The organism is Pseudomonas sp. GOM7, from assembly GCF_026723825.1.
Classification (GTDB): domain Bacteria; phylum Pseudomonadota; class Gammaproteobacteria; order Pseudomonadales; family Pseudomonadaceae; genus Aquipseudomonas.
On the sequence record NZ_CP113519.1, the window covers coordinates 5,334,972 to 5,347,567 of the forward strand.

The window sequence follows — 12,596 nt, forward strand, 5'->3', positions numbered from 1 at the left end:
GCGGACGAGATGTAGGGTGCGCCGTGCGCACCACCACGACGGTTGCTCGGTGCGCGCAGCGCACCCTACGGGGCTAGGCGGTCCCGTGACACCCTAGGCAGCACCACCGACAGCGATGTCGCTCAGGCCAGCCAGTCCAGAGTCAGCAGCAAACGCCGCTCGCCCGCCGGCGGCTGCGGCGAGCGGTGAATCAGCCCGCGCCCTTCGTTGCCCTGCCATTTCTCGCCCTTGGCCAATGCCACATGACCGGCGTCCAGGCGCTGGATCAGGCGCGCGTCCTGCGGCTCGGCGGCCGCCTGGCCGAGTTCGCTGCGCGGCATGGCGCCCTCCGCCAGCCAGTGGCTGCCAACACCGGCGTAGCTGGTGATCAGCCTGAGCGGCACATGGTCGACGTGGAAACACGGGCACATGGCCTTGTCCAGTGCGCGCAGGCGCAGGCCGATGCGCCGGGCGTCGAGCAGGCAGGCATAGGCGCGCACCAGCCAGGCAACATCGTCGAGAAAGGCCGCCTGGCCCGGCAGATCGGCGTATTGCGCCACCAGGCCGGCCAGGTTCGGCTCACTGTCGGCCTGCGCCAGCTCCAGGGTCATGGACTGCGCCAGCGGCTCACCCTGGGCCAGCAGCGCCTCGGCAAAGTCGGCGATCTGTGCCGGCAGGCGGCGCTGCCAGACGGCCAGGTTGACGCCGTCTTGCAGCACCTCGCCGAGCACCTGGATATCCTCGGCCAGCACCTGGCGCGGCGCTGGCGGCAGTTTCAGCGCGTGCATCAGGCCGCCTCCTGCTGCCAGGGGCCGAAGGGGTCGGCGAGCAGGCGCCAGGCATCCGGGCCGCCGGCCATTTCCGCATCGCTCAGCAGACAGTCGTCCAGCTCGCGGCTGAGCCGGGCGAAGTCGATGTTCTGGCCGATGAATACCAGCTCCTGGCGGCAATCACCGACCTCTTTGCTCCAGTGCTGCATGATCGCCTGCAGGCCTTCCTCGTCCTGCGGCCAGTGCTGCTTGGGCACGAAGCGCCACCAGCGCCCGGCCAGGCCATGGCGCATCAGCCCACCGGCCTGCGACCAGCTACCGGCTTCCTGGTATTTGCTGGCCAGCCAGAAGAAGCCCTTGGAGCGCAGCAGGCGGCCATTGCTCCATTCCTGCGAGAGGAAGTCGAAGAAGCGCTGCGGATGGAAGGGCCGGCGCGCGCGGTAGGCGCTGGAGGCGATGCCGTATTCCTCGGTTTCCGGCACGTGCTCGCCGCGCAGTTCCTTGAGCCAGCCGGGCGCCTGCGAGGCGCGCTCGAAGTCGAAGCGGCCGGTGTCGAGGATCTTGTCCAGGGCGATCTGGCCCATGCTCATGGCCTGGATGTCGGCGTGGGTGTTGAGCCCACGCAGAATGGCCATCAGCTCCTCACGCTCGGCCTGACTGATCAGGTCGATCTTGCTGATGAGGATGACGTCGGCGAATTCCACCTGCTCGATCAGCAGGTCGGTGATCGAGCGTTCGTCCTCCTCGCCCAGGGTCTCGCCACGGCTGGCCAGGCTGTCGGCGGCATGGAAGTCGCGCAGGAAGTTCACCCCGTCGACCACGGTGACCATGGTGTCCAGCCGCGCCAGGTCGGACAGGCTGCGGCCCTGCTCGTCGCGGAAGGTGAAGGTTTCGGCCACCGGCAGCGGCTCGCTGATGCCGGTGGATTCGATCAGCAGGTAGTCGAAGCGGCCGTCGCTGGCCAGGCGCGCGACCTCCTCGAGCAGGTCTTCACGCAGGGTGCAGCAGATGCAGCCGTTGCTCATCTCCACCAGCTTCTCTTCGGCACGGTTGAGGCTGACGTCGCGCTGCACTTCGCTGCCATCGATGTTGATTTCGCTCATGTCGTTGACGATCACCGCGACCTTGAGGCCTTCGCGGTTCTTCAGCACATGGTTGAGTAGAGTGCTCTTGCCGGCGCCGAGAAAGCCGGAGAGCACGGTTACGGGTAGACGCGGGTTCATGGGGAGATTCCTCGTTCAGTCACGGTCACGCTGATGTTTTTCGCGCTGCTCCTGGCGCTCCTTGGCTTCGATGCACAGGGTCGCGGTCGGGCGCAGCAGCAGGCGTTTCAGGCCGATGGCTTCGCCGGTTTCGGCACACCAGCCATATTCGCCACGCGCCAGGCGTTCGAGTGCCTGGTCGATCTTGTCCAGCAGCTTCTTTTCCCGCTCCAGCAGGCGTAGCTGCCATTGCCGTTGTTCCTCGGCAGCACCGATATCGGCCACGTCGCTGCTGTTGTCGGGTTCGCGCAGTTGGGTGAACTCGTCATCGATGCGTGCCTGCAATTCGGCACGCTGGGCCAGCAGCAGCTCGCGGAAGAAGCGCTGCTGGGCATCGTTCATATAGTCATCGGCTGGCTGGGCCAGCAGCTCGGCTTGGGTAAGCCCGGTCATCAGAGTCATGGCAAATCGGCTGGCTTGTTTCAATTGTTATAACATAACATTTAATCCTGAGAACAACCCACGGATTTGCGATGAACGAACAGACCTTGCCCGATATCGCCGCTCAACCCACCCATCACGACCTGGCCCTGGACTGGGTCGGCATGGCCGGCATCGCCCTGCCCGTTCGCCTGGCCGGCGAGGCCGTGGTGGCCAGCCTGGATATCGGCGTCAGCCTCGACGATGCCGGCGCGCGTGGCATCCACATGTCGCGCCTGTATCTGGCGGCGCAGCGTCTGGAGCATCAGGAACTGAAGGTGTCAGCGCTGCTGCAAGTGCTGGACGACTGCCTGGGCAGCCACCAGGCGTTGTCCGACAGTGCCTCGCTGACCCTGCGCGGTGAGGTGCCGCTCAAGCGTCCGGCACTGGTCAGCCCGCTGCATGGCTGGAAGACCTATCCATTCGAGCTTCACGCACGCCAGGACGGCCGTGGTGTGAGCATCGAGTTGCAGGTGGAGGTCACCTACTCGTCCACCTGCCCCTGTTCGGCGGCGCTGGCGCGACAGTTGATCCAGCAGCGTTTCGCCGAAAGCTTCGCGCAGCAGCCACTGGATTATCTGGAGGTGCTCGACTGGCTCGGCTCGACCCAGGGCATCGTCGCCACGCCGCACAGCCAGCGCAGCACGGCGACGCTGCGCCTGCGCCTGAACCCGGAGTGCAACGACCTGCCTCTGCTGGCGCTGGTCGACAGCGCCGAACAGGCGCTCGGCACCCCCGTGCAGACCGCAGTGAAACGCGCCGACGAACAGGCCTTCGCCCTAGCCAACGGGCAGAACCTGATGTTCTGCGAAGACGCCGCACGCCGCCTGCATCGCGCCCTGCGCCAGTTGCCGCAGGCCAGCGGCTTCCGCCTCAAGGTCGCGCATGCCGAGAGCCTGCACGCCCACGATGCGGTAGCGGAAAGCCGCTGGAACTGGAGCTGAAGGGCTACCAGCCGCCTCCACCGCCGCCACCCGCTCCGCCGCCCGACGAGCCGCCGCCACGGGATGCGGACGAGCCGGAGCCAGAGCCGCCGCCACCAGAATGAGAAAAGTCATCGGAGGAGCGCGGCGCCTGCGGTGGCGTCGACGAACTCATCAGCACCCTGTCCAGATTCCAGGCAAGGCCGTGCGCCGCGCCTGAGGTCATCATCTGTGTGAAGGCCTGTGGCTGATAGTCCACCTCCACTGGTGCAAGGGTGCCCTTGCGCAGCTCGTGGGTGAAGCGCTCGGTCCACTGCCGTTCGACGCCCAGCGCCATGGCGTAAGGCAGGTGCCGCTCATAGTGCGCGATGCTCATGACCGGCGCCTGGCCGGCTTTATCCAGCAGGTCCTGTTCGGCCAGGCTCAGGTACTCGCGATACCCTTCCAGCTCGTCGAGCAGACGCCGCCCGGCGATGCTGGGCGCGCGCAGGAGCTTGCGCGCCACCATAACGATGACGAAGAGAATCAGGCACAGCAGCACGGCCGGGCCACCCACCTGGCTCGCGGCGCAGATCGCCAAAACCAGCATGAGGAGCACGAGCAATACGCCCGCCCCGGCCGGAGCGGAACGGAGCAACGACACCCCCCACGCGCCCAACGCTACACCCACCACCATCAACCAGAATGCATTGCTCGTCGCAGCGGAATCCGCAGGTGCGGTCACCAGTGAGATGAAACCGGCGATGAAGGCGAAGCACACACCGACCAGCCACTCGCCAGTATGGCGGTCGAAGTTGTTCTGCTCGATCACCTCGAAGCTGCGCAGCAAGCCGACGAGGGCCGTGGTCAGCCGTGGTTCATAACGGTTACCCAGGGTCAACGAGCCATCCTCGCTGGTGATGAGCGCATTGAGTACCCGCCGCTCGTCTTCACGGATGGCATCCCCTGGCGCCTCTGCTCGGGTCAGCAGCAGGCCTTCGCTGTTGCGCTGCAAACGCAGCCAGCCACGAATGGCCAGATCGGTGAGCATGATGCTCAGCGCCCGCACCCCACGCGTATCGCCCGCCAGGCCGCGATGCCAGACGTAGCCGGCCATGGCCGGGCTGATGCCACGGGGCAACTCGAACAATGGAATCACCAGCCCTTTGCGTGGGCCTCTGCCGATCGTCCACCACAGATAGAGATAGAACCCGACCAGGCCGACGCACACCAGTAGCGAGAGGATGTCACGCAGGTTGTCGATGACCAGCCGGAGCAGGTTCTGCCACCAGCTCGGCCTGCTCACCAACCCGGCCTGCCAGGCGGTGGCGACGGTGAAGCCTTCACGCACCTTCAGCTCGCGCGTGGTCACCAGGCGCAGGCGATTGTCCTGCTGCTCGATCACTTCATAGGCCCCTTCACGCGAACCCCGGTAGCCGGTGTAGGCATGAGCGGCCTCGATCTGCGCGCCCTCCGGCAGCACCACTTCGACGCTGGCTCGGCGAATCGGCAGCAGCCAGTCGTTGCCGGTGACGTTCCAGTAAAGCTCATCGACGCGAGCGTGAAACTGCAGTTGCGCATCCATGCGGTAGGTCAGTTCGTAGACATAAGCGCCAGGGTTCAGCCTGATATCGGCGCGCCCAAGGCGCAGACGCACGCCATGCTCCAGTGCCTGTTGCGTGACGGTTTCCGGCTGACCGTCACGCGTGGCCGAAATCAGCGTCAATGGCGTGCTGCGCAGCAAGCCATTGCCCAGGCTGTAGCGTGTAGGGATGTCGCGATAGATGCCACGCGATATCTGCTGCCCTTCGGCGATGACGGCGATACGCTCGGTCACCAGCACCTCGCCACTGGGCTCGACCTGCAGGCGCACGTCATAGCTCTGGATGGCCTCTTCGGCCTGCGCACTGAAGGCGCAGAAGCAGCACAGCAACAGCAGAATTCGCAGTCTTCCTGACATGACACTCTCCTTGGCACTCGCAATCATCCGCCTGGGCGAATCGAGGCGGCACCCTACTCCAATAGGCTCGACAGAAAAAGCGAACGCCGCACATCCGCGACATTCGTCAGAGGATCTTTACCAGCCCCCCGCCGGACGAACCGCCGCCGCCCGAAGAGCTGCTCGAGGGTGGTGAAGAGGCAAAAGCCGTGGCGCTGGCAAGGCCGGCGGCCAGGGCGCCGCTCAGAACGCCAGCTTCGGCGACTGACCGTCACGCGGGTCATCCAGCGTGAAGTAGTCGGCCTGAGTGAAAGTGAACAGGCGGGCCACCAGGTTGCTCGGCACCGACTCGATCAGCACGTTGAGTTCGCGCACCGCACCGTTGTAGTAGCGCCGCGCCATCTGGATATGGTTTTCGACCTCGCTGATGTTGCCCTGCAACTCGCGAAACTGCTCATCGGCCTTGAGCTCGGGATAGGCCTCGACCAGGGCGAACAACTGGCGCAACTGGTTACTCAGTTGCGCCTCGACCGGCGCGCGCTCGCCCAGCGGCGAGTCGGCCAGTTGCACCGCGCGTGAACGCTCCTGCACCAGCGCCTGCAGCGTACCCTGCTCGTAACTCATGTATTGGCGCACGCACTCCACCAGTGCCGGAATCAGGCTGGAACGGCGCTTGAGCTGTACGTCGATACCACTGGCAGCCTCGGCTACGCGATGGCGGTTGAATACCAGGCGGTTGTAGTAAAAGACCGTGGCGCCGCCAAGCAATAACAGCGCCCCCAGGCACAACCAGAAGCCCGCATGCTGCATATACCCTCCTTGTTTGGTCTGTACTGACAGGCATTGTCCTCATCGCGACACTGCAGGAGGACATCCCATCGTTATGCCCTTATCCTTGAATATCAACCTGCCAGCGAGGTCCACCATGCAGATCGAGCTGATCGAGATTCGCGATCACCTGAATCGCTTCGCCCCCTTCGACAACCTGCCGGAACAGACCCTCGACGAGATCGCCCGCCAGGTGCAAGTGGGCTACTTCAAGGCCGGCAGCGAAATTCTCGCTGCCGGCGCACCGATCCACGAACTGCACTACGTGCGCAGCGGCGCGGTGGAAATCCATCGCCGCGGCGGCGAGCTGCACAATCGCCTGACCGAAGGCGACATCTTCGGCCAGGCCGGCCTGCTGCGCGGCAACAAGGTGCGCCTGGGCGCCAGGGCGCTGGAAGACAGCCTGATCTACTTCATCCCCGGCCCGCTGTTCCAACAGCTCTGCGACCAGTTCGACAGCTTCGCCGACTTCGTCGAAGCCGAAGGCCAGTCACGCCTGAAGTCGGCCCTGGAGGACAGTCATGGCAAGGCCAGCGAGCTGATGAAGATCAAGGTGCGCAAGCTGATCAGCCGTTCGCCGGTCAGCGTGCCGCTGGACATGCCCGTGCAACAGGTGGCCAAGGTGATGAGCGAGCAGAGCGTGTCCTCGGTCATCATCGTCAACCCCGCCAGGCGCTGGCCCAACCCCGCGCAGGTACAGGTGGCCGATCAGCAGAACCAGGTGATGGCCGGCATCCTTACCGACCGCGATCTGCGCACCCGTGTGCTGGCCGAAGGGCTGCCCGGCGACACGCCAGTGAGCCAGGTGATGACGCCCGGCCCGGTGACCGTACAGGCCGACGAGTCGGTGTTCGAGGCCATGCTGTGCATGCTGCGCAACAACATCCACCACCTGCCCGTGCTGCAGCGGCGCCGTCCGGTAGGCATGATTTCCCTTGCCGACGTCATTCGCTACGAGTCACGCAGCAGCCTCTATCTGGTCAACAGCATCTTCAACAAGACCTCGGTGGAAGGCCTCAAGAGCCTGCTGCCGGATCTGCACGCCACCTTCGTGCGCATGGTCGCCGACGACGCCAGCGCACACATGGTCGGCCGCGCCATGAGCAGCATCGGTCGCGCCTTCACCCGCCGCCTGCTGATTCTCGCCGAGGAAAAGCTCGGCCCGCCGCCAGTGCCTTACTGCTTCATGATCGCCGGCTCGATGGCCCGTGACGAACAACTGCTGCTGACCGACCAGGACAATGCCCTGGTGCTCGACGACAGCTTCAACCCGGAACTGCACGACCCCTACTTCGCCGAAATGGCGCAGTTCGTCAGCAACGGCCTGTCCGCCTGCGGCTACGCCTACTGCAAGGGCGGAATCATGGCCAGCAACCCGAAATGGCGCCAGCCGCTGAAGGTGTGGCGGCAGTACTTCAGCGAATGGATCGAACGGCCCAACCCGGAAACTCTGCTCAACAGCAGCATCTTCTTCGACCTCGACGGCGTGTACGGCAAGACCGCGCTGGTGGAGAACCTCAAGGAAATGCTGGCAGAGAAAGCCAGTGCCACGCCGGCCTTCCTCGCCGCGCTGGCGCGCAACGCGCTCAACCGCACACCGCCGCTGGGCTTCTTCCGCACCTTCGTGATGGAAACCGACGGCCGCCAGAAGAACATCATCAACCTCAAGGGCCGCGGCACCGCGCCCTTGACCGACCTGATCCGCGTGCACGCCCTGGCCTGCGGCTCCAAGGCGCAGAACTCGCTGGAGCGCCTCGATGCCATCGCCGCCACCAAGCTGCTGCCCCAGGAGGCCCTGGATCACCTGCGCTATGCCTTCGAGTTCCTCAGCCTGGTGCGCATCCGCCACCAGGCCCGCGAGGTGGAAGCCGGCAACCCGCCGGACAATTACGTCGAGCCGGAGAAATTCAGCTCCAGCGAGCGTCACCACCTCAAGGAAGCCTTCCAGGTGGTGAGCAACGCGCAGAAGTTCCTGCGCTTCCGCTATCCGGCCCAGCCACTCGCCCGGCCACAATGACGGCGTACCAGAACCAGGACTGGCCGCAACTGTTCGACGAGCTGGCTGCCAGCAGCCAGGACGAACGGCTGCGCGCCTACTACGGCGCCGGCTGCATCGCCGCCGACACGCCGCTGGCCGACGTGCCGCTGGTGGCGCTGGACGTGGAAACCACCGGCCTCGACCCTCGTGAACACGCCATCGTCAGCCTCGGCCTGGTGCCGATGAACCTGCAACGCATCCGCTGCAGCGATGCCCGTTACTGGGTGGTCAAACCCACCAGCGAGCTGAGCGCCGAATCGGTCACCTTCCACCACATCACCCATTCCGACATCCGCCACGCCCCGCGCCTGGCCCATGTGCTGGATGAACTGCTCGAAGCCCTGGCCGGCAAAGTGGTGGTGGCGCACTACCGCAACATCGAGCGCAACTTCCTCGACCAGGCCCTGCGCCAGCACCTGGGTGAAGGATTGATCTTCCCCATCATCGACACCATGGAGCTGGAAGCCCGGGTGCATCCCAAACGCAGTGTCAGTTGGTGGGATCGCCTGCGTGGCCGCGAGCGCATCTCCATCCGCCTGGCCGATAGCCGCCTGCGCTACGGCCTGCCGCTGTACTCCGCGCACCACGCCCTGACCGACGCCCTGGCCTGCGGCGAGCTGCTGCAAGCGCAGGTGGCCACGCACTACCCGGCGCATACGCCGGTGGGGGCGGTCTGGAGCTGAGCCCTACCCTGTTCGATCGTTCCTGCGCTCCGCGTGGGAATGCAGCCCAGGACGCTCCGCGTCCGAGCACCCCACACTCCAGAGCCCGCGCAGCGCGGCGTGAAAGCGTCTATGTAGAACTTTCCGCACTCGATTAGCACGTTCGTACTCTGTTACCTAGACTCACTCGGTATCGTTCTGCCATCAGTTCTATTTGGACAAGGAGCCTGGGATGCGCCTTCACTCGATTCGCGTACAGATGATTCTGCCCATAGCCCTGCTGGCGCTGATCCTGGTCGGTTTGCTGCTGCTGATGCTACTGATGAGCAAGGTGCAGCAGGACGCCATGCGCCGGCAGGCGGAGAATTACTTCGAGGCCGTGGCCTTGATCCTCAACGCTGATCGTGACATCTACCAGGCCCTGATCGCGCAGGAGCACCTGATCGGGGGCAAGGGCAATGCCAGCGAGAACGCCAAGGATTTCGCCGAGAATGCCCAGCAGGTGTGGGATCGCTTCAAGCAGTTTCGCGAACTGCTCGCCGAAGAGCCCGAAGTCACTCAGCCTTTCGCCGATTTCGAGTCGCTCTACAAGCAATGGCTGGATGCGAGCAACAGCCTGAATGCCAGCGTCAAGGAGTCCGCTACCTCCACGACCTTGCAACAGGATGACGAGTTCCAGGCCATGCGCGCACTGCTGGATCAAGCCGGCGAGCAGCTTCGCCAGCATACCCAGCAGCGCAAGAACGAAGCGGCGGACGACGCCGACCTGCAGCTTTACGTCGAGGCCCTGTCGGTGATCCTCAACGCGGATCGCGACCTCTATCAGGCACTGTTGGCGCTGCAACGCATCACTACAGGCTACGGCAACCTCGAGGATAACCGCGCCGCTTTCGAGGGAAATACGCAGCAGGCCCTGCAACGCTTCCACGATTACCGCAGCTATCTGATTCGCGAACCGCAACTGACTCAACCCTACGAGCGCTTCGATACGCTGTTCAATGCCTGGGTGCAGAGCAGTCAGAGCCTCATCGATGCGTCCCAGAAGACGAGCCTGGCCTCGATTCCACAAACCAAGGTCAAGGTGGATGAATACTTCGATGCCGTGCGCGACATGCTGGACAAGGCGGGAGAAACTGTCGAAGCACATGCCCGCCAGCAGAAAGACGCCGTCAGGGAGTGGGTCGCCGACTACCAGAAGCTCGCGCTGATAGTCATCGGCATCGCCTTCGTCATCGCCTTGGCAGTGGGCTATTACATGCCCCTGAAACTGACCCGCGATGTACGCCACATCGCCCGCCGCATCCGTGAGATAGCCGATGGCGACGGTGATCTCACCCAGCGCATCCAGTCCACCTCTCGCAATGAGCTAGGCGATCTGGCCAACGAGTTCGACAGTTTCCTCGAACACCTGCAACACATCATCAGCGTCATCAAGAACCAGTCCGGCGCGTTGGGTGATATGACCGTACAACTCAATACCGTTTCCGAACAGGCCGGGCGCATCAGCGAGGGCTTGGTCAATGCCTCGGAGTCCATGGTCAGTGCCGCGACGCAGATGAACGTGTCCAACCAGCAGATGGCAGAACTGGCCAAGAGCGCCGTGCATGAAGCCAGCCACTCCAGTGAGCTGACCAACCAGGGCGCCAACGCCGTGACCCAGTCCAACCAGGCCATCGAGCGGCTGGTGAGTGATATCGAACTGGCGCTGAACCGCTCCGCCGACCTCGAACAGAGTTCGGCCGCCATCACCTCGGTACTGGAGGTGATCCGCACCATCGCCGAACAGACCAACCTGCTGGCGCTCAATGCCGCCATCGAGGCCGCGCGCGCTGGTGAACAAGGCAGGGGGTTTGCCGTAGTGGCCGATGAGGTGCGTACCCTGGCGACCCGCACGCAGGACAGCACGCGCGAGATCGAAACCATGATCGAGCGCCTCAAGGCGAGCGTTGCCGAATCCACCACGGCCATCCGCAACAGCCGCCAGAATGCCGATAGCACGGTGCAGCAGATCGGCCAGATGATCAGTATCTTCGACGACCTGCGCACCTCCTTCGGCAAGGTGCAGGACATGGCCAGCCAGACTGCGCTGGCGACCGAGGAGCAAGCCACCGTCTCGCAACATATCAGCGAGAACCTGACCGCGCTGCGCGGAGAGAGCGATGGCGTGCGCGACATGTCCGAACGGGTCAGAAGCCAGTCTCAGCAGATCACGGATCTGTATCAGGAGCTGAACAACCAGGTGGACAGCTTCAAGGTGTGAGCCGATGGCTGCAGGTGCCGTGCGGGCGGTTAGCAAGTAGCCTGGGTAGAGCAACGCGAAACCCGGTAACACAAATAATGGGTTTCGCCTTGCTCTACCCATCCTACGGCCTCCGCGTGGATATCATCGACGTAGGACAACACAGACATACCCCCATGAATCGCCGCAAAAAGATAAAGCAACTGCTCGAAGCCCACGCCAAGAAGGCCAGTGCCAAGCTTGCGCCCAAAAGCAACAAACCCAAGTACATCAGCAAGGCTGACAGGGCGAAGTTGGAGGCTGAAGCGGCTCAAGAGCCTCTCACGCCCGCGGAGTAAAAGTCGACAGGTCGGTCGTTACCCACGCAAAGCGTGGGCAGCATCAAAAGCCCCCTCTCCCCCGGCCCCTCGGCGTGGGCATCCTGCGTTGCTCTACCTCCTGCATCCATGCAGTCGTCTCCCATGAATGGGAGAGAGGAGCAAAAGCATCGCGGCTAAAAACCCTCCCACATGAACGGGCTAACCCAGCACTCTGTCTGCCGTGTATACCGCCTCGTCGAGAAACACGTTGACCGCCGGATGATCGCGCTCGCCCTTGCGGTAGGCGAGGAACACGCCACGCTGGATATCGGGCAGCAGCGGCACGGCGATGACGCCGGGCAGCGGGCGCACCAGGCGCAGGCCGGAGACGATGGAGATGGAGTTGCCCGAGGCGACCATGGCCGCAACCATCTCGAAGCCGGCGCAGTGGGCATTGATGCGCGGGGCAAAGCCGGAGCGGCGGCACAGGTTGGTGATGAACTCGCCGAACGAGCTGCCGGTGGAGTCCAGCGCCCAGGCTTCGTCGCGCAAATCGGCAACGGTCAGGCTGTCGCGCCTGGCCAGGGCATGCTCGATGGGCAGCAGGACGTGCAGCAAGTCCTGGGTTAGGGGAATCAGCGCGTAGTGCTCGCGGTTCTCGTCCGGAGTCACCGCCAGGTCGTCGATCACCGCCACGTCGATCTGCCAGGAACCCAGGGCGCTGAGGCTTTCCTGCGGCTCCAGATCCAGCACCACCACGTTCAGCCGTGGATAGGCAGTGCGCAGCGCTCGCACGGTTTCGGCGATCACCGCCACGGCGATCGAGGGGAAGGCCGCCACCCGTAGCTCTCCAGCAATTTCCCCGCGTAGCAGTGCCAGCTCCGAGCGCGCTTCGTCGAGCACCATGAGGATGCGCTCGGCATGCGCCACCAGGCGCTCACCCGCCGGGGTCAGCACCACACCGCGGCCGCGCCGCTCGATCAATGCCACGTCCACCTCGCGTTCGAGCTGAGCGACCTGCTGCGACACGGCCGAAGGCGTCAGGTGCAGCGACTCGGCAGCCGCCGCCATGGTGCGGCAGCGAGCCAGTTCGCGCAGGGTGCGCAGGCGGGTGATGTCCATGGCGCGATCTCAATAGTTAAGCGACGCTAACGAATACGTTAAAAATAAATCAGTATACATAATGATAGGGCCGTTCTTAGATAGGGGCATCCACACGCGCGTAACCGGGCGCGTGTCCAATCAATCGACAAGAAGA

At 64.1% G+C, this 12,596-nt stretch carries 10 protein-coding genes and 2 pseudogenes; 6 read left to right on the forward strand and 6 right to left on the reverse strand.

Annotation, left to right across the window (positions count from 1 at the left end; genetic code table 11):
* Positions 1-122 precede the first annotated feature (122 nt).
* From OU800_RS23735 to dksA, 3 genes are read right to left on the reverse strand one after another with little or no spacing between them, the layout of a single operon-like run.
* Positions 123-767 carry a DUF1826 domain-containing protein gene (locus OU800_RS23735; RefSeq protein WP_268180015.1) on the reverse strand — a complete coding sequence of 215 codons (645 nt, stop codon included), beginning with the start codon at positions 765-767 and terminating at the stop codon, positions 123-125.
* Positions 767-1,972 (reverse strand): zinc metallochaperone GTPase ZigA, encoded by a 1,206-nt coding sequence (gene zigA, locus OU800_RS23740; RefSeq protein ID WP_268180017.1) that lies wholly within the window; start codon positions 1,970-1,972, stop codon positions 767-769. Before zigA ends, OU800_RS23735 begins: the two co-directional genes overlap by 1 nt.
* Before the next feature lie 15 nt (positions 1,973-1,987).
* Entirely contained in the window at positions 1,988-2,413 is a 426-nt protein-coding gene (gene dksA / locus OU800_RS23745; protein ID WP_268180019.1) for an RNA polymerase-binding protein DksA, read from the reverse strand.
* A 71-nt stretch (positions 2,414-2,484) separates the two neighbouring features.
* Between dksA and folE2 the strand changes: the two genes are divergently transcribed.
* Complete coding sequence (folE2, locus tag OU800_RS23750) at positions 2,485-3,375, forward strand: GTP cyclohydrolase FolE2 (RefSeq protein WP_268180021.1); 891 nt, start codon at positions 2,485-2,487, stop codon at positions 3,373-3,375.
* Between the two features lie 4 nt (positions 3,376-3,379).
* Here folE2 and OU800_RS23755 read toward each other — a convergent pair whose 3' ends face one another.
* Both OU800_RS23755 and OU800_RS23760 read right to left on the reverse strand, forming a co-directional pair.
* Entirely contained in the window at positions 3,380-5,293 is a 1,914-nt protein-coding gene (locus OU800_RS23755) for a DUF2207 domain-containing protein (protein ID WP_268180023.1), read from the reverse strand.
* Positions 5,294-5,515: 222 nt separating this feature from the next.
* Positions 5,516-6,082: a LemA family protein gene (locus tag OU800_RS23760; protein ID WP_268180025.1), complete on the reverse strand. Its 567-nt coding sequence runs from the start codon at positions 6,080-6,082 to the stop codon at positions 5,516-5,518.
* 115 nt (positions 6,083-6,197) lie between these two features.
* On the opposite strand from OU800_RS23760, the gene OU800_RS23765 reads away from it, so the two are divergent.
* From OU800_RS23765 to OU800_RS23780, 5 genes and pseudogenes are all read left to right on the forward strand, one after another.
* Entirely contained in the window at positions 6,198-8,117 is a 1,920-nt protein-coding gene (locus OU800_RS23765; RefSeq protein WP_268180027.1) for a DUF294 nucleotidyltransferase-like domain-containing protein, read from the forward strand.
* Entirely contained in the window at positions 8,114-8,821 is a 708-nt protein-coding gene (locus OU800_RS23770) for a 3'-5' exonuclease (protein ID WP_268180029.1), read from the forward strand. The genes OU800_RS23765 and OU800_RS23770 overlap by 4 nt, the downstream gene beginning before the upstream one ends.
* Before the next feature lie 1,234 nt (positions 8,822-10,055).
* Positions 10,056-10,154: pseudogene (locus OU800_RS24470) on the forward strand (hypothetical protein); the annotation flags it as partial.
* Between the two features lie 369 nt (positions 10,155-10,523).
* Positions 10,524-11,060, forward strand: a pseudogene (locus OU800_RS24475) (methyl-accepting chemotaxis protein); the annotation flags it as partial.
* 155 nt (positions 11,061-11,215) lie between these two features.
* Positions 11,216-11,377 (forward strand): DUF2986 domain-containing protein, encoded by a 162-nt coding sequence (locus tag OU800_RS23780; protein WP_268180032.1) that lies wholly within the window; start codon positions 11,216-11,218, stop codon positions 11,375-11,377.
* Between the two features lie 180 nt (positions 11,378-11,557).
* On the opposite strand, the gene OU800_RS23785 is transcribed toward OU800_RS23780, so the two are convergent.
* Positions 11,558-12,460 carry a LysR family transcriptional regulator gene (locus tag OU800_RS23785; protein ID WP_268180034.1) on the reverse strand — a complete coding sequence of 301 codons (903 nt, stop codon included), beginning with the start codon at positions 12,458-12,460 and terminating at the stop codon, positions 11,558-11,560.
* Between the last annotated feature and the right edge of the window lie 136 nt (positions 12,461-12,596).